The sequence below is a fragment of the Saprospira grandis str. Lewin genome, from assembly GCF_000250635.1.
Lineage (GTDB): Bacteria > Bacteroidota > Bacteroidia > Chitinophagales > Saprospiraceae > Saprospira > Saprospira grandis.
Genome location: NC_016940.1, coordinates 3,663,806 through 3,681,765 on the forward strand (window position 1 = coordinate 3,663,806; position 17,960 = coordinate 3,681,765).

The 17,960-nt window shown below is 44.8% G+C and carries 14 protein-coding genes; 7 read left to right on the forward strand and 7 right to left on the reverse strand.

Annotated features, from left to right (window positions below; all coding sequences use genetic code 11):
* Positions 1 to 13 precede the first annotated feature (13 nt).
* Positions 14 to 667, forward strand: coding sequence for a peroxiredoxin-like family protein (locus tag SGRA_RS16225; protein ID WP_015693876.1), 654 nt, complete (start codon positions 14 to 16; stop codon positions 665 to 667).
* A 152-nt stretch (positions 668 to 819) separates the two neighbouring features.
* Here the strand turns inward: SGRA_RS16225 and SGRA_RS16230 are convergent, their stop codons facing one another.
* Positions 820 to 3,192, reverse strand: a complete 2,373-nt coding sequence (locus SGRA_RS16230; RefSeq protein WP_015693877.1) for a choice-of-anchor B family protein — start codon at positions 3,190 to 3,192, stop codon at positions 820 to 822.
* A gap of 608 nt (positions 3,193 to 3,800) precedes the next feature.
* Between SGRA_RS16230 and SGRA_RS16235 the strand changes: the two genes are divergently transcribed.
* Entirely contained in the window at positions 3,801 to 4,397 is a 597-nt protein-coding gene (locus SGRA_RS16235) for a hypothetical protein (protein ID WP_041329740.1), read from the forward strand.
* A gap of 542 nt (positions 4,398 to 4,939) precedes the next feature.
* Here SGRA_RS16235 and fabG read toward each other — a convergent pair.
* The 4 genes from fabG to SGRA_RS16265 all read right to left on the reverse strand — a co-directional run bounded on the left by fabG (position 4,940) and on the right by SGRA_RS16265 (position 9,675).
* The gene (fabG, locus tag SGRA_RS16245) at positions 4,940 to 5,689 is read right to left on the reverse strand and encodes a 3-oxoacyl-[acyl-carrier-protein] reductase (RefSeq protein WP_015693881.1); all 750 of its coding nucleotides are present in this window, start codon (positions 5,687 to 5,689) and stop codon (positions 4,940 to 4,942) included.
* 50 nt (positions 5,690 to 5,739) lie between these two features.
* Positions 5,740 to 7,059: a UDP-N-acetylglucosamine 1-carboxyvinyltransferase gene (gene murA / locus SGRA_RS16250; protein ID WP_015693882.1), complete on the reverse strand. Its 1,320-nt coding sequence runs from the start codon at positions 7,057 to 7,059 to the stop codon at positions 5,740 to 5,742.
* 210 nt (positions 7,060 to 7,269) lie between these two features.
* The gene (locus SGRA_RS16260) at positions 7,270 to 7,794 is read right to left on the reverse strand and encodes an RDD family protein (protein WP_015693884.1); all 525 of its coding nucleotides are present in this window, start codon (positions 7,792 to 7,794) and stop codon (positions 7,270 to 7,272) included.
* 12 nt (positions 7,795 to 7,806) lie between these two features.
* Positions 7,807 to 9,675, reverse strand: a complete 1,869-nt coding sequence (locus SGRA_RS16265; protein WP_015693885.1) for an ABC-F family ATP-binding cassette domain-containing protein — start codon at positions 9,673 to 9,675, stop codon at positions 7,807 to 7,809.
* A gap of 336 nt (positions 9,676 to 10,011) precedes the next feature.
* Here SGRA_RS16265 and SGRA_RS16270 point away from each other — a divergent pair, with 336 nt between their 5' ends.
* A complete protein-coding gene (locus tag SGRA_RS16270) occupies positions 10,012 to 10,785 on the forward strand; it encodes a M15 family metallopeptidase (protein WP_015693886.1) in 774 nt (257 codons plus the stop codon).
* Here SGRA_RS16270 and SGRA_RS16275 read toward each other — a convergent pair.
* Together SGRA_RS16275 and SGRA_RS16280 are read right to left on the reverse strand one after the other, a co-directional pair.
* The gene (locus SGRA_RS16275; protein ID WP_015693887.1) at positions 10,782 to 11,555 is read right to left on the reverse strand and encodes an AMP nucleosidase; all 774 of its coding nucleotides are present in this window, start codon (positions 11,553 to 11,555) and stop codon (positions 10,782 to 10,784) included. The two genes, SGRA_RS16270 and SGRA_RS16275, sit on opposite strands and share 4 nt — an antisense overlap.
* Positions 11,556 to 11,689: 134 nt before the next feature.
* Positions 11,690 to 12,481 (reverse strand): haloacid dehalogenase type II, encoded by a 792-nt coding sequence (locus SGRA_RS16280; protein WP_015693888.1) that lies wholly within the window; start codon positions 12,479 to 12,481, stop codon positions 11,690 to 11,692.
* A 189-nt stretch (positions 12,482 to 12,670) separates the two neighbouring features.
* On the opposite strand from SGRA_RS16280, the gene SGRA_RS16285 reads away from it, so the two are divergent.
* The 4 genes from SGRA_RS16285 (at position 12,671) to SGRA_RS24170 (ending at position 17,901) form a co-directional block, all read left to right on the forward strand.
* Positions 12,671 to 14,536 (forward strand): CocE/NonD family hydrolase, encoded by a 1,866-nt coding sequence (locus tag SGRA_RS16285; RefSeq protein ID WP_015693889.1) that lies wholly within the window; start codon positions 12,671 to 12,673, stop codon positions 14,534 to 14,536.
* 80 nt (positions 14,537 to 14,616) lie between these two features.
* A complete protein-coding gene (locus SGRA_RS16290) occupies positions 14,617 to 15,039 on the forward strand; it encodes a hypothetical protein (protein WP_148268376.1) in 423 nt (140 codons plus the stop codon).
* A 713-nt stretch (positions 15,040 to 15,752) separates the two neighbouring features.
* Entirely contained in the window at positions 15,753 to 16,787 is a 1,035-nt protein-coding gene (locus SGRA_RS16300; protein ID WP_015693892.1) for a hypothetical protein, read from the forward strand.
* Positions 16,788 to 17,238: 451 nt separating this feature from the next.
* The gene (locus tag SGRA_RS24170) at positions 17,239 to 17,901 is read left to right on the forward strand and encodes a transposase (protein WP_245538569.1); all 663 of its coding nucleotides are present in this window, start codon (positions 17,239 to 17,241) and stop codon (positions 17,899 to 17,901) included.
* The last annotated feature ends 59 nt before the right edge of the window (positions 17,902 to 17,960 follow it).

Below are 17,960 nucleotides of genomic sequence, written 5' to 3' on the forward strand. Positions count from 1 at the left end.
AAAACTAGAATCAATGAAAAGTTTTCAAGAAAAAATGGCTGCACTCCAAAAAAAATTAGAGGGGAGAATGCCTGCAGATTATATCCAAATTATGCATAAGGCCACTGCAGATTTGCGGGCTTCTGGGATTCAGGAGGGGGTATTAAAAGTTGGGGATAAATTTCCCGCTTTCACCTTAAAGAATCAAGATGGATCGCCTATTCAAAGTGTAGAGATTTTCAAAAAAGGCCCCGTATTATTTACTTTTTATAGAGGTATTTGGTGCCCTTACTGCAATATGGATTTAGGGTATTTGCAGCAAAATAAAGAAAAGCTAGCCGAATTGGGCGTGCAACTCTTTGCTATATCTCCAGAGCTTCCAGACTTTTTGCAAAAAACCAAACAGCAGCAAAAGCTAGATTTTGATTTGCTGCATGACTTTAAAAGTGAGTTGGGGCAGGAGTTGGGACTTCGGTTCTCTCTACCCACAGAATTAAAGGCATTATATGCCGATAAATTTAAGATTGATTTGGATAAACATCAGGGGCATTCTGATTGGACACTTCCTATGCCTGCTCGTTTTTTGGTGGACCAAGATGGGGTTATTCAATATGTGGAAACTAATCCTGATTATACGACTCGCCCAGCTCTAGATGCTGTATATGCATTAGATTCTCTTAAAAAATAAATGAAGTTTTTTACCTAGAGAAAGTAGGTTTTCTGCTTTGTAATGGAAAAGCCAGTAACTTTTAAGTTACTGGCTTTTTTTATAAAAAGCCCCAACAGTAAACTGTTGAGGCTCAAATCAAAAGCGCTAAGCTTTATAGTTATCCACAGTAATTAATCTAACTTTTGAAGCAAGATGGCTTTTTCTTGGCCCAAACGGAGATAATAGGTTCCTCTTGGCCAATGAGCGCCAATTTCTAGTTGTTGCTCACCCGCAGTCATCTTTTGTTCGGCCATTAATTGGCCCAAACTATTGTAGACCATAATCATTTGGTCTTGGGCCAGGGGCTGCTCTAAACGAAGCATAAAAGAATGCTGACTAGGATTGGGATGTAGCTGAATCTTGTTCTGACTCAGCTGCTGAGGCGCCTCAAGGCCAGTAGGAGAGGCATCCACCACCGAAAAGAGATCAATAGCGCCCTCGGCAATATGGCCGCCATTGCGGTCAAAAGCCAAAACCTCTATCCACATATTATTGACAGGAGGAAGGTAATCGGCAATGCGGAAGCTCTGCAGGTTGGTCCAGCCGTTGGTGTTGGTATAAACCGCCAAAACGGCAGAGTTGAGTCCGTTGTGTAGCGTGACGACCATGGAATCGTTGGGGCTGCCATTTCCACCGCCATTGTAGAACCAGGCGTAGAAGTTAATATAAGCATCGCCATAATCTAAAACATCAAAATTGGGAGAGCGCAGAATAACGTCGCCACCATCAATATCATCGCCGCCAACGGCCCCATTATTTTGGTCTCCAGTAATATAGCAAAGCTCTCCGAGGTCAAAATTGAGGTCGCCATCAGGTGTGGCGGGGCTACCATTGTAGCTAAGGCCCTCAGAGTTGGCGCGGGCCCAATCACCAGAAGTAGCAGTAGAACTGTTGGTCCAGCCCAAATCTAGGGCAAACTCATCGCGGTAACCCGGAACCAATTCTGCGGTCAATTGGCCCGTATTGGCATTGATGTTTTGGCTGAGGAGCTTAGTATGATGTCCCCATTTGCCTACAAGAATGTCATAGTCATCTTGGAACATGCTAGGAACATTGAAATTCCCACTGTTGTCTGTATTGACGCTGTGGCTGTAATCTGGCGATTTTAGCTCGACAATGGCGTTGGCAATAGGGTTGCCACTAAGCGAGTCAATGACCTGTCCCGAAAAGCTAAAGGCCTGCATGGGAACCAATTCTACATCTTCCTGACTGACTTGGCCATGGGCCAAATTGACCGAAATGGTCTTGGGAAAATAGCCTGCCTTGCTAAAGGTGACGCTATAGCTCCCCGCTACGCCATAACCCGTTTTGTACTCTCCCGTGATGCGAGAGTCATCAAAAACAGCAGTATTATTGATTTCTACCCGAGCGCCAAAAATAGGGTTGCCCGAAATGCTATCCCTGACCAAACCCTCTAACCAGCAGGCTCTTTGGTAGTTGGCATCAAAAACATAAAGGCCCGTATTGATGTCGGCAGCCAAGATTTTACCCGAACTAAAGAAGGGGTAAGCTCCCCAGCAACCAAAGAAGCCGCTATTTTGGCCCGTATAAGTATCGTATTTGGCCACTTCCACTAGGTTGTCGGGACGCTGGGCATCGACAACAATTAAGCCGTCGGTATAATAAGAGATAATCAAAAACTCATCTTTGACATGCACATTATGCGGAATCACGCCCTCGCCAATGGTTTCATAAGGCTGCCAGCGGTCTAGTTCTACAATATTACTCATATCAGAAACATCATAGCTACCAATATAGGCATTGGCCCGTTCATCGGTGGTGAAAAGGGTGTTGCCATCATCCGAAATCCAGGCATTATGCGTGAAGTTATCGGGGGTAGATTGACTACCTAATGCAATGGGGTTGGCCTTGTTGCTCACATCATAGCCTGTAAATTCTCCCGCATAAATATCTGAGGTCCAAAGGGTATCGCCTCTAGCATAGACATCATGTGCATAGATAGGAGGCACAAAACCCGCCAAAGTAGGTTGGGCGGGATTGGCATTGAGGTCCAAAAAGAAAGGCTCTCCATTAGAGATATTACTGCCTGCAATATAGGCGTAGCCCCCCTCATCAATATAGATGTTGTGCGCCCGAAGTAGAGTATCGGTATTATTGTTAATGGTCAATTCGGGCTTCCAGAAGTTATAGCTAATGTTGTTGGGCAAGCCCGAAAGGTCAATGATCAACAAACCGTCATTGCCTTGGTCGGTGGTCACATAGGCATAGTTGCCCCAGGTTTTAATATCGCGCCAGATGGAGTTGGAGCCGCTAATCGTCTGCACTTCTACGGGAGCGGCGGGATTGGCCAAACTCACAATAGAGGTTTTCTCCTTGGTGCCCATCAAGGCATATTCTACCCCTGTTGTGGGATGCACCCAGCCCCAAATATCATTGCCATCCTCGGCATAATCAAAATTGGAGAGTAGGTTGAGCCCATAGTTGGTCTGGGCTTGCAAGCCAAACACTAAGGCCAAAAAGGCCAGCGTCAATTTGTACTGCATAAAAAATTGCTTTTCGTTTGATGATGATACTCACTTCAGCCAGAAGCTCAAGGCATTCCGCTTTTAGCAAGTTTGTTTGTTCGTTGTGCTAGTAATCTACTAAATGCCGCCCTATTATAGCCTATTTTTAGCCCCCTTTTTGATTTTGATAAGGCCAAGGGGAAGGAGGAGGATCTTGTTTTGGGGCCTCCTGCCTGCGGCAGGCGCTACGTTTCGCAGCTCGCTGCTCGCTCGGCCCTGCGGCCTGACGGCCTTGGTCTGCGGCTTCGCCGCCCTGCTGCACATCGCTAGGCCTGCGGCCCTACGGGCCTGCTATATGGGCCTGCAGGTTGAAACCTACAGCCAATTAACGAATGTATTTTTATGTTTAATGGAGGGTTGAAACCCTCCATAAATAAACATTTTCAGTCCGTGCTTTATTCTTTGGCGGCTGAGCGGTTTTGGGCCCATGGGCTAAAGCCCTTCTTTGCTGTAAATGATATGGGCCGATGGTTTTAACCTACAGCTATTCATAGCATCCTAGGCTAGTCTCCTTCAAAGGGGCTTGATTTTTCTGTTCGATGGACTTATCTTAGTCCTTAACGGTCTAATACCTTAAAGAAAAATAGATGAATAAAATAATAGCTTATCCGAGAATACATGCTTTAGAAGAGAGGAAGATGGAGTATTTAGGTGAAGATGTAGCAGTCGTAAATCAAGAGCCATATAAAAAATGGTTTATCAAAGCGCTACCTTCTCGCTTAGAGATCGTGCGTAGGCTAATATTACGCAAAGAACTGGATTACAGTTATGAATCCCTATATGAATGCTTTTCTTTTCTAAAGGAGCATTTAGTGAAGCGGGAGACAACTGAAGAAGAAAATTTAAAGCTGAAAGAAGAGCTTCCAGTCTATTATAGAGATTCATTTGAGCCGCAGAAGTATACGATCTTGAGCCCCACTTATTCTATAGCTTATGATATTGGAATTTATTGGGGAGAAATTATGATTAGGAAGTTTAATAAGCAATGGAGTATTTATGAAGATGAAGAGGCTTATAAATATGGTTATCCCATAATTGATTTAGAGTCCAAAAGACATAATGTGGTTTTTTGTCCTATTTGGGTAATGTCAATTACAGCTACAAAGATTGCTCAAGATGATAGTGGATTAGCTGCTTTTAAGGCTTCTGTAAAGACTTGGGATGAAAGTTTTTTAAATGCTTAATTTTTTTGTTGGGAGTAAGGATAACTCTGCTTGGTCTGGCCTTCGGCCACCCTTGCACATCGGTTACTCCCTTTGGTCGTCGAAGACGCCCTAAAGGGCTTGTTGTGGCCGTTTGGCCTTCGGCCATGGCGGCTTTGCCGCTATCTGTAGCCTAAAGGCCGCAGCCATTCTTGTTGGGCCTTGGTCTTTCTCGCCGCAGCGGCTTGAAAGCCCCTGCTTTGTTTGTGGGAAGGATATATTAGGTTTTCAGGTCCTGCGGCTTTTAAGCTGCAGGCCAATTGTTGCTGAGGAACCTGCTCTGCTGTACCTAAATTGGCTGCTGGTTTTAACCTGCAGCCACAGCGAGCAGGCGGCGAAGCCGCCGCAGGCCTAGGGATGGATAGCAGTGGCCGTTAGGCCAGACCAAGGCGCTGAAAGCGCCGAAGGGCCGAGCGAACAGCGAGCTGCGACACAGCCCGGCCGCCAAAGGCGGCAGGCCCCAAAAAAAATAGCTAACCCAAATCATTGGATTAGCTATTTAAGTGGGCGAAAACTGGAGTCGACTAGCGCATACCGCCAGTCACCATAATCGTATCGCCAGTTACATAAGAAGAGAGCTCAGAGGCCAAGAAAAGGCAAACATTGGCAATTTCTTCGCCTTGACCGAGGCGTTGCAGGGCCGTATTCTTGATCATTTGCTCCTTGAGCTCATCGCTGAGTTTGTCCGTCATTTCGGTAGTGATAAAGCCAGGGGCAATAGCATTGCAGCGGATACCTCTAGAGCCCATTTCGTAGGCCAAAGACTTGGTAAATCCGATCATCCCCGCCTTAGATGCGGCATAATTGGCTTGGCCAGGGTTGCCATTGACGCCCACAATAGACGTAATATTGATGATGCTGCCACTGCGGGCCTTGAGCATGGGGCGGGCGGCATGTTTGCACAAATTGAAGACCGACTTGAGGTTTGTAGTCATCACATCATCCCATTGTTGCTCATTCATACGAAGGAGCAGATTGTCGCGAGTGATGCCCGCATTATTGACCAACACATCGATTTGGCCAAACTCCTTCACAATATCCTTAATTAGTTGAGCCGCCTGATCAAAATCAGCAGCATCAGATTGGTAGGCAAGGACCTTAATCCCCTCAGAAAGGGCTTCGGCCTCTTTGGCCAAGGCTTCCGCCTGCTCAGAAGAAGAGCGGTAAGTAAAGACCACATGAGCGCCTTGTTCGGCAAATTTTTTCACAATAGCGGATCCAATTCCACGAGAACCACCAGTGACTAGAGCCACTTTTCCGGCTAGTAATTTCATAGGTTTCTATTTTTAACTTAGCGCAAAGCTAGTAATTTTTAAATCGACTATTATTGTTCGATGCGTTGAATATTGGCCCCAAGGGCATTCAAACGCTCATCAATCCGCTCATAGCCTCGGTCAATTTGATGAATTTGATGAATTCGGCTATTTCCTTTGGCCGAAAGGGCGGCAATGAGCAAAGAAACGCCCGCCCGAATATCGGGAGAGGTCATTTCAATGCCTTTGAGCTGAGATTTTCGCTCTAGGCCAATTACGGTTGCCCGATGCGGGTCGCAAAGAATAATCTGAGCGCCCATATCAATGAGTTTATCGACAAAAAAGAGGCGGCTTTCAAACATTTTTTGATGAATGAGCACGCTACCTCTGGCTTGGGTGGCCACCACCAACAAAATACTCATCAGGTCGGGCGGAAAGCCGGGCCAGGGCGAGTCATAGACATTGAGGACCGAGCCATCAATAAAGTTTTGGATCTCGTAAATATCTTGGGCGGGCACATGAATATCATCGCCTTGGATTTCGAGTTGGATGCCAAAGCGCTCAAAAGTGGGCAAAATATTACCCAACATATCTACCCGAGCTTGCTCAATCGTAATGGCCGATTTGGTCATGGCGGCTAGGCCAATAAAGCTCCCAATTTCAATCATATCGGGTAGGCAGCGGTGGCCCGTACCATAAAGTTGGTCCACCCCCTCTACCACTAGGCGGTTAGAGCCCAAGCCCGTAATTCTGGCCCCCATACTATTGAGCATTTTGGCCAATTGCTGCAAATAAGGCTCGCAGGCGGCATTGTAAATGGTCGTCACGCCTTTGGCCATACTAGCGGCCATAAGGACATTGGCCGTACCCGTTACCGAAATCTCTTCCATCAGGATGAAATTGCCTTTGAGGCCCTCGGTTTCGAGCAAAAAGATATGCTCCTCCCGCACATAGCGGTAGTCTACATTCAAATATTGTAGGCCATTGAGGTGGGTATCCATACGGCGGCGACCAATTTTATCGCCTCCAGGTTTGGGCAAAACCGCCTTGCCAAAACGGGCCAAAAGGGGGCCCATAATCATCACAGAACCCCGAATACTACTGGCTTTTTGCACAAATTCTTGGGTCTGCAGATAATCCAGATCAATGTTTTCGGCTTTAAAGGTATAGCGGTTGTCGCTCACTTTTTCTACCGCTACGCCCAAGCCTTGCAAAAGCTCAATCAAACGGACCACATCCCGAATATTCGGAACATTACTGATGCTTACTTTTTCGGCCGTCAGCAATACGGCACAAATAACTTGCAGGGCCTCATTTTTGGCGCCTTGTGGGCGAATGCTGCCCGATAGTTGGGCATTGCCCTCTACTAAAAAAGATGCTGATTTAGACATGTATATGTTTTTTGGAGGTGGCTACCTCTTTTTATAGAGTTTTTTAATTTTTTTTGGGGCTGCCCCTCCCTTCGGTCGGGTCGGGCTGTGTCGGGCTCGCAGGTCTGCTCGGCCCTTCGCTTTTTCGCTTTGCTCAAAAGCTCGGTCTGGCGCTTTGCGCCACCCTTTCCATCCCTCAGCCGTTTGGCCCTGCGGGCCAATTGGACCAACTTATTTGTTTTTCACCCAACGCAAGCCCGTTAAAAGCTCCGGAATGGCTCTGGCCTCCTTATTATTAGACATAATCACCAAATTGAGGGAAAATAGGCCCAAATAATAAAAGATGTAGAAAGGGACGCCACTGCCCTCATTTAGAAAAATAGCCAATATCCCTAAGTTGAGCAAAAAGCCTTTAATGAGCAGCCGCAAAATAAGCTGTTTAGTACTGGCTTTTTCGCCCTGCATATTCACTAGCCGAAGGCCAAATAAACGCTTGGCCGCAGAAGCTTGCCAGCGGCCTTGTTCCAAAATAAAATGATAGCCTAAGGCAATACCAAGATGAATAATCCAGATGAAGATAAATTCTGCCTCAGATCTAGAAAACTGCCAGAACCGAAAAATACTCTTATCTAAAGTAGTCTCTTCGATGAGATAAAAGCTAGTAAATCCGGTAAGGACGGCTAAAAAGACTGCATCAAATAGGAAGGAGGCAATGCGGTGACTCGCTTCTGGGGGGCTAAGAAGGGATTGGGCCATGGGGAATTGGTTTTAACTAAGTTCTTCAACGAGTTCCATCCACTGCATTTCTTTTTCGTCTAGCTCTTCTTGGATGGCATTGAGTTCTTTAGATAGTTCTACAATTTGCTCGGCGCTCAGGCTGTTATCATTAAAGCCTTCAGAAAGTTTTTGTTTTTTCTCTTCCAGCTTTTCGATTTGGCGCTCTAGCTTTTTGATTTCTTTGCGTTCCTCTTTAGAGGGGTTTCGGCTTTTTTTGACTTCTACTTTTTGCTTTTCGGCCTTTTTTTCGGCTTCTTTTTGTAGTTGTTCGGCTTTTTGGGCCTCGGCTTGGGCTAGGCGATAGTCGGTATAGTTGCCGGGAAAATCACGGACCTGACTGCCCTCGCCCAAAACAAAGACATGTTCTACAATGCGGTCCATAAAATAGCGGTCGTGAGAAACCAAAAGCACGCAGCCAGGAAACTCCTGCAAAAACTCTTCTAGGACCTGCAAACTAACAATATCTAAATCGTTGGTGGGCTCATCCAGAATGAGGAAGTTGGGGTTATCCATGAGGATACAAAGCAAATGCAGACGGCGCAGCTCTCCACCACTCAATTTAGAAATGAAGGTTTGTTGTTTGCTGGGGTCAAATAAAAAGCGCTCCATCAGTTGGGAGGCCGATAGCTTTTTGCCACCATTCATGGGAATATAATCGGCAATATCGCGGACCACATCTAGGGCCTTTTTATCGGTTTTGATTTGCATATTGGCTTGGGTATAATAGCCAATTTTAAGGGTTTCTCCATGCACCACTTTACCTGTATCGGAGGCCAGATTTTGGGTAATAATATTGAGTAGGGTAGATTTCCCTGTACCATTTCGGCCAATAATGCCTAGGCGGTCTCGTTTTCTGAACTTATAATCTAGCTTCTCGAAGAGAACTTGTCCACGATAGCTTTTAGAGACATTATGGAGTTCTAGAATTTTGGAGCCTAGGCGGCTCATTTGGATATCCAGTTCGAGTTCGCCTTCTTCGGTTTTTTTCTTGGCCTTGGCTTCAATTTGGTAGAAATCATCTACTCTAGATTTGGCCTTAGTGCCCCGAGCTTGGGGTTGTCTGCGCATCCATTCCAGCTCTTTTTTATAGAGTTTTTTGGTTCGGGCCAAATTGGCGGCTTCATTGGCTTGGCGCAGGGCTTTTTTCTCTAAAAACTGGCTATAATTGCCGGTGTATTTAAAGAGTTCTTGCTGGTCCAGTTCTAGGATTTGGTTACAAACGGCATCTAAGAAATAGCGGTCGTGGGTAACGGTCAGCAAGGTGATTTTAGCTTGTTTGAGATAATCTTGCAGCCATTCGATCATCTCGAGATCGAGGTGGTTGGTGGGTTCATCTAGGATGAGGAAATCGGGTTCATCGATAAGGACTTTGGCTAGGGCCACCCGTTTTTTTTGTCCACCAGAAAGTTGGCCGAGGGGGCGGTCCAGATAATCCACTTTAAGGACCGAGAGGATCATTTTGACCTTTTGGTCATAATTCCAAGCATTTAGGCGATCCATATCGCTAAGTGCCTGTTGGAGGCGGTCGCCATCTTCTGGATGCTTCATGGCCTTTTCATAGTTGGCCAGGGCTTGCATAATAGGGTTGGCCGATTGGTAGACGGCTTCAAAGACGGTAAGCAGGGGGCTCATATTGGGCTCTTGCTTAAGAAAAACGGTTTGAATATTGGGGTGTAGCCAAACTTTTCCGCCTTCTGGGCTTTCTTCGCCAGCGAGGGTACGGAGCAAAGAGGTTTTGCCCGTTCCATTTTTGGCCACCAAAGCTACTTTGTCGCCTTGGTTGATATAGAAGGTAATATCGGTAAAGAGGACGCGATCGCCATAGGCTTTATTCAGGCCCTCTACACTAAGGTAATTCATTTTTTATCGTAATTTTAGAGGGCCAATTTACGAAAATTAAGGGAACTTCCTGCTTTGCCAGGGGCCAAAACTATTTTGCGTTTAGAAGCGGGCGCAGCCCGCTGGCCTAGCGATGTGCAGGGGTGGCCGAAGGCCAGACCGAGCCAGCTTGCTGGCGCAGGGCCGAGCGAATAGCGAGCTGCGGAACGTAGCGCCGAAGAGCGAAGCGAGGCGGAGGCCCAAAAACAGCAGCGAGCTGCGACAACAAGAACTTTAGTTCGCAGTTCGACGACCAAAGGGAGTAAACGTAGCGCCGAGGAGCGAAGCGAGGCGGAGGCCCCAAAAAACAAAAATAAGATGATAAAAACAGTAAGTACCCTTTTTTTACTGGCTATGTCTAGCTGGCTTTGGGGGCAAAAACAAGCGGCCTTAAAGGCCTTAGAAGCGGCTTATCCCGATGCTTTCTTGGAAGTAAATGAGCGGGAGATTATTTGGAAAGACGGCAGCCGCATGCCCTTTGACGATGGGCGAAAAAAAACATTTTTGCAGCTATTGACGGAGCCAGATTTGGAGGATCAAATTGCGGCCATGCCTTATCCTCGAGGTTGGAGCAAGGCGCCTTTGCGTGGGGAAGATCCTGGTCGGGTGCGTTATGAACCCTTTTTTAAGAAGATGTATGGGGCTTCGGCGGCGGAGGTGCGCAAAAACTTAAAAACCGTAATTTGGTTGCCTAAAACCTTGGGGGTCAAGTTACAAATGACGGAGGTGAATGGGGTAGCTGATAAGTTGCAGGCCTTGTCTAATCGTTTGGATACGATGCCTCATTTGCATAAATACTTGCAAAATCCGGGCGGGACCTTTAATTGGCGAAAAATTGCGGGGACTGATAGGCAGAGCATGCATAGTTTTGGTATGACCATCGATATCAATGTGGCCTATTCGAACTATTGGCGTTGGGCCGTCAAAGGCAATGATCCGGAGGGAAAGCGGATCATTGCCTATAAAAACCGGATTCCGATGGAGCTCGTCCTTTTATTTGAGGAATACGGTTTTATTTGGGGCGGTAAATGGTATCATTATGACACCATGCACTTTGAATATCGGCCCGAATTATTGCAAAAAATGCCTTAGAATTTGAGGTGGCGAACGGTCAAGCCATCGTTCATGATTTGCTTGAGCGAGCCAATGCCCATATCGAGATGTTCCTCAACATAATTGGCGGTCACCTTATGGTCGCTGCTATCGGTTTTTACGCCTTCTGGGGTCATGGGCATATCGGAAACGAGCAAGAGGGCGCCGGCAGAAATCTTATTTTTGAAAGCCGTAATAAATAGGGTAGCGGTTTCCATATCGATAGCGAGGCAGCGCATTTTGCGGAGATACTCCTTAAAATCCTCATCATACTCCCAAACGCGGCGGTTGGTGGTATATACCGTACCGGTCCAATAATCTAGATTGTGGTCGCGGATAGTGGTCGAGATCGCTTTTTGGAGGGCAAAAGAGGGGAGGGCGGGAATTTCTGGTGGAAAATAGTCATTAGAGGTACCTTCTCCACGGATAGCGGCGATAGGCAGGATCCAGTCGCCCACCTTATTTTTACGGTTGCGCAAGCCTCCACATTTGCCCAAGAAAAGGCAGGCTTTGGGTTTGATGGCCGAAAGCAGGTCCATGATTGTGGCTGCGTTGGGGCTTCCCATTCCAAAATTGATGATCGTAATACCGTCGGCGGTGGCGGTTTGCATGGCCTTGCCTTTTCCTTTGACCTCTACGCCATAGCGGTCGGCAAAAAGCTGTACATAATTGCTAAAATTGGTGAGCAAAATATACTTGCCAAATTCTTCTAGTGGGGTATTGGTATAGCGTGGGAGCCAGTTTTCTACAATTGCTTTTTTAGTTTTCATTAGCTATGTTTTTTGGTTAAAAAATATAGGGCATTTTTTCAAACTAATAAAAAAGCTCGGTTTGCAAAAGACTTTTTGAGAAAAAAAAAGGCCGTCTTTAATTTTTTCTAAATTAGAGACGGCTTCTAAGGTAATTACTTCAGTTTGATGAGTTGGTTAGCAATTTTGTCTAGATTAGCCTCATTCAATTCGGGAGCTGGAGCGAGGGGGAAGAGTTGTGCTCCTGCTCTGCTAATAAAGGCTGTACGCCAGTTGGCCCAAATTGCCCCGGCGATATCCCAACCATGAGCGGCAATCAGCATACAATCTTGGGGTTGGACGCCCATTTTCCTAGCGGCCCAATCATAAGCATCTGCATGAGGCTTATACTTTCCAATATCTTCTACACTTAGGCGTTCGTCAAAGTAGTCGAGCAATTGAGCATTGGTAAATTGGGTTTTCACACCAGCATTAGAGGAGTTGGTAAAGGAGACCAGCTTAAATCCGGCTTTTTTGAGTTTAGTTAGTGCCGATTTAACCTCTGGATGAGGGGGTAAAGAGCGGAGTGGGCCAACAATGGCTTGTTTTGCCTCTTCGGCACTTATGGTTATTCCTTGATTAGCCGCCACCATTTGTAGGGCAGCAGCGCCAATAATGCCAAAATCCTGATATTGGCGAGCCGAGGTCATCACCAAAGAATACTGTAACATAGTGGTAAACCAAAGAGGAAGCAGGTCTTCACGGTTATTTAGCGCTTTAGCTACATTTTTGCGCATGGCGGTAAGGTCAAGAAGTGTTTCATTGACATCAAAGAATAAAACTTTAGGACGATTTTCGTTTTTTTCTGTTTGCATATTTTCTTCTTTTTGTTGAAACTGATTGAGCGAAAGGCCGCCTAGGGCAAGTAAGGTGGAGGACTGCTTGATAAAATTTCTCCTGCTATTCATTTATACCTATATTTATATTTGTGAATATATCAATTTTAGACTAAAAATTAACCTTGCCGAAATTTTTCAAGGGGTTTACTTTTTTTTTAACGAGTCTAGATAAATTTTAACAATTTAGTTTAAATAACCGTTTAGTTAATCTATTTTACAGGGGACAAACCTTATGTTTTACGTTTAGAGACTTAATTTATGCTTAGTCGATTTCCCCTGGCTTTATTTATTTGCCTGATCAGTAGTTGTTTGTGGGCGCAGCCTTTGTCTAAAAAGGCGATTAAAAAGTTGCCAGCCTGTGATGCGGCCGATGAGTTATTATCAGCGCATCAGCCTCGAGAAGATCCTTATAAGGGCATGCGGATCCGTTCTTTTTATTTATACATGCGAGATAGTACGGCTTTGGCGATAGATCTGTATTTGCCTAAAAACATAAAGGCGGGAGATCGTTTGCCGACCATTGTACGGCAGACTCGTTATTGGCGGCGGCCGCAGTTGCGCTTTCCCTTTAGTTTGTTTTCTAAGGGCTTATTGGGCCGAACGGGCAAGATGGTACAGCGCTTTTTGGATGAGGGCTATGCAATTGTGAATGTAGATGTCCGGGGTTCTGGGGCTTCTTTTGGGCAGCGCTTGCACCCTTGGAGTCCAGAGGAGCAGGCCGATGGAGCTGAAATTTTGGATTGGATTGTGGCGCAGCCCTGGTCCAATGGCCAGATTGGGAGTTTGGGCGTTTCTTATGGGGGCACGGCTGCCGAGTTTTTGGCTATACAGCAGCATCCTAATCTCAAGGCGGTGGCCCTGATGTTTTCTTTATATGATGTGTATGCGGACAATGCTTTTCCGGGCGGTATTCATAACCGCTGGTTTACTTCTAATTGGGGTGATGCCAATGCCTTGATGGATGCCAATGAGTTGCCCCCAAATGCCGAGGCCTACAAATGGTTGATTAAAGGGGTGGCGCCTGTGCGCAAGAAAAAGAAGCAATTGGGCAAGGCGGTGAGTAGCCATGAAGAGAATAAAAATGTGCATGAAGGGGCTTTAGAGGTTGATTTTCGAGATGATCGTCCTCGGCAAGGGGCGGGCCGCAAAGTCGATTATTTTAGTCCCCACCATTATATTGATGCCCTGCGTGCTTCTGGGGTGGCGGTTTACTCTTATAGCGGCTGGCAGGATGGGGCCTATGCCGAGGCGGCCATCAAGCGGCATTTAGATTTGGGGGCGGGGGCGCATAAATTGATGTTGGGTCCTTGGGAGCATGGCGGCGCCTACAATATTAGTCCCTATTGTCCGTCTTTGGCCCAATTCGATCATGCGGGCGAGCTGCTCAAGTTCTTCGATTATCATTTGAAGGGGCAAAAAAATGCCTTGGTCCAAGAAGCGCCCATACATTATTATAGCATTGGGGCCGAGTGCTGGCGGGCGGCTCAAACTTGGCCTCCTGCGGCAGTCGTTTGGGACAGTTTATTTTTGTCGGATGCGGGTTTGCAGCCTCGTTTTGCCCCCTTAAGTGAGCAAAAAATAGTGGCCGATCATCAGTTTGGTACGGGGAAAGTGAATCGCTGGACCGCCGTGAATGGCAAGGTGAAGAGTCCTTACACTTATGCTGATTGGGCCCAGCGCTCTGCCTCTTTACTGCATTTTGATGGTCCTCTTTTAGAGTCGCCGCTAGAAATTGTAGGGGAGAGCAAATTGCAGTTGCAGCTACAATCTACCGAAGATTTGGCCGATATCTATGTCTATCTTTCCGAGCTCAAGGCCGATGGCAGTGTTCATTATATCACGGAGGGCCAATTGCGGGCCAGTCATCGCCCCAAAACTGCTTGGCAATCGAGCCATTTGCGCAAAGATGCCCAGGCGGTTGTTGCCCAGCAATGGCTAGAATTGCGTTTGCAGCTTTTGCCAGTGGCTTGGCAGTTGCAAAAAGGCTCTCGCCTGCGCCTTTCTTTGGCCTCTAGCGATAAGGACATTTTTGAGGGCGCTTATACCGATAAAGAATACGATTTGTTGTTCCGCTCGATCCAAGAGGCCCGCTCTTTTTTGCTGCTCCCTGTTTATCAAGAGTAAAGCTGCTTTGCCAGCCACACACAACTTTAATCATCATTTAGGCATCTTTTATCTATACCTATCTTATACTAAATAGCTTAATGATGATTAGATTTAGCCTCTTGTTTTTAGTTTTATGTTATGCCCCTTCTATTTTGTATGCGCAAAAAGAGGATAGTAGCGCTAATATTATTGTGGATGGATATCGAGAGCCGCTAACTATAGATGAGTTAATCCCTGAAGTTGTTCGATCAGCGATAGATACAAACTGCTATGATGTTTTTTTACATAAATTAGACTGTATTAAGCTAGGGATACTGTTTAATAAATTTGATCAATGTGAATCAGGGAGTATTTTTTTGCTTAGGCATATAGATGCACCCCAAAAAGTGATCGGTTATGGAGAACTAGAGTCGCTAGAAAACTCTATTTGGTTTTATAGGGAGGAAGATGTTTTATATACCCTTAAAATTGAAGATGGGAATTATAAAGTGCATGCAAAAGCGTTTAAAATAGAAGGTTAGGGGCCTCCCGCCTTCGGCGGGCGCTACGTTTCGGGGCTCGCAGGTCTGCTCGGCCCTGCGGCGCAAAGCGCCTGGGTCTGGCCTTCGGCCACCCCTGCACATCGCTAGGCCGCTCAGCTGTCTTTTTTCTTTGGGCTATTTTCTTCGGCGGCTGGGCAGTTTTGGGTCCTTAGAAGCAATGAAAGCGAACAAGGACTTTAGTCCGTCAGTTCGCTCAAGGCTACAACCCTGGGCTTCAGCCCAGGGCAGTAAGGATAGCGACTTACTAGTCCCTCAACTTTTTCTTGGGAATTTGGAAAAAAGGGAGGGGAAGAGAGAAGAAGCCTTTTCAGAACTAGTTGGTTTTGGGCCCATGGGCTAAAGCCCATGCTTGTGGGGCTATGCAAACTGGCGGGCTAAAGCCCTTGTTTGCTATAAAAATGGAAAAGGTTCGCTCCAAGAAAAAACAATAGCTCAACTACAACGGTAAAGAAAAATCCCCTCGAAGGAGGAAATGGCGATTTTTTAGATAGAAACTCCACCTTAAATTAAGAGCCTCCCGTTGTCTGCAGCTTTGTTGTGACCGAAACTTGGTTTTAGCATTAAATTTAATAATGACTACGCTTTTCGTAAAGTTTACCATTCTTCTTATAGAGGGACTAAGATATTTGATAGAGTAATTGATGGTGATAAAAAAGTTTTAAATCGAAGGTTTGGGCCTTAAAAATATAAATATGAAGTTTCTTTTAGTTTTTTTGATATCTATTCCTTTTGTTTTGAGAGGGCAGGAGTTAGTTGTAACTCCTGAAATGTCGTTAAAGACGATATCTAATGATACAAACTATTATTCAAAGGTTTCTTTTATATTCGGTGAATGTAAGTTCATTTCAGAAGTTGTAGAAAAACATCAAGATGTCTCATCACTAGGTATCGATGTGGCATCATTTAGACAACTTAAAAAGTTTTTGTGCGAGTTTAAGAATTTAGATACATTATCATTAGGGGAATTTACCGATAGAGCTGAAGTACGTTATAAAATACCTAAATGTTTTTCTTCAAAAGGAATAAAGTCTTTTGAAACTTCTTGGAAGTTTAAAAATCGAAAAAGCATTGAAGAATGGTTGATAGTTAATAATTCATGGACCAATCTATTGATGCACAATCAACATGTAAAAAATTCCACATTTCAATATTTAGTAAGATTGCCAAATATTTACGAAATAGCTGTAGGAGGAGATAATATAAAAATGATCAACTTAGATAAAATATCTCCTTCACTTAAAGCACTGTATTTAAATACAGATAAAACCATTTACTTCAATACTTTGAACTATAAAGATTCTATATACATTGATGGTTGTAAACTAGATCTAGAAGACAGTATAACTTCAAAGTTGTTATTGAGTAAAAGAGTATCTGTAACAGGGTTAAACTTAAGAGGGGTGAAACAATTTTCTCCTGTAATTTTGGAATTAGATGATGTCAATTATATAAAGTTAAATTTAGGCGATATTACAGCAACTAATTTAGACATTATGAAGAAAATGAAAGGGCTTAAAACACTCTTTATTTTTGTTACAAAAAACGATTTTCTGAAGAATAAGTCATCGCTACTAAATATAAGAATGTTGAAAGGGGTGGAAAGTATTTTTTTTCAAACTTCTACTAATTCAGTTAGAAAAAAAATCCAAGGATTAGAGAAGAATATGTTTGATCAAATTATTCATAGTTCTTATTACGGGAAGGAGTTGTATTATCAAATTCGATAGTCTTAGGTGCTCATCCATATCAATAGCCCCGTCTGTATTGATTTGCAGTTGGGGCTTCCCGCCTTCGGCGGGCGGTTACTCCCGTTGGTCGTCGAACTGCGAACTAAAGTTCTTGTTGTCGTTCGGTGGCTCGCTGTTACTTGCTTCGCTGCGTCGGCTCCCGTTGGTCGGGTCGCTCGGCTCTGCGCGGGCTGTGCCCGCTGGGTCTGGCCTTCGGCCCCCCCTGCACATCGGTTACTCCCTTTGGTCGTCGAAGACGCCCTAAAGGGCTTGTTGTGGCCTGCGGCCCTAGGGGCCTGCTATATGGGCGGGGCTGTTGAAAAAGACATTAGCTAATTACTTTTACCCAAAAACTATATAGGTATATAGTTGTATAAGTTGTCTATTTTTTGTAAATTTAAGGATGAAAAGAAAAGCTGTATTTCGCAATAGCCAACAAAATCAGATGAGCATGTTTCCTGAGGATTTAGGAGCATGGATTCCAGCAGATCACCCTGTTCGAGTTGTCAATCAAGTGATTGAACAAGTCAACTTGAAACGCCTATATGATAGTTATAAAGGTGGAGGAAGCTCATCTTACGACCCGAAAATGATGATTAAAGTGTTGATTTATGCCTATTTAGACAACACTTATTCTTCTCGAAAAATAGAAAAAGCCTTAAAAGAGAGTATTCCTTTTATTTGGTTGAGTGGCCGTTCTACTCCAGATCATTCTACGATTAGTATATTTCGCTCAAAGCGCCTACAAGGCTTTGAGGGAGAGATGTTTAAAGATATATTTACAGATATCGTTTTGCTACTTGCAGAAGCAGGTCTAGTTGATTTGCAAGATGTTTATACAGATGGGACAAAATTAGAGGCTAATGCAAATCGCTATACTTATGTTTGGGCCAATCGTTTATCTAGTAGTAAAGAAAAAATCAGAGAGCGCCTGGAAGGTTTCTGGGCTTATTTAGAAGGCCTGTATAAGTCTGAGGAACAAGAGATTGAGCCCTTAAATTTAGGGAAAAAGGCTAGCTCAGAAAAGATACAAGAGACTGTTGATAGAATCAATCAGTTAGTATCAGATAAGGAAATAAAAGCAAAGATCGCCAAGGAAGAAAAAAAAACTTAAGGGCGATAAATAAATTTGCAGATCGCTATAAACGTTATGAAGATCAGGAAGCTATTATA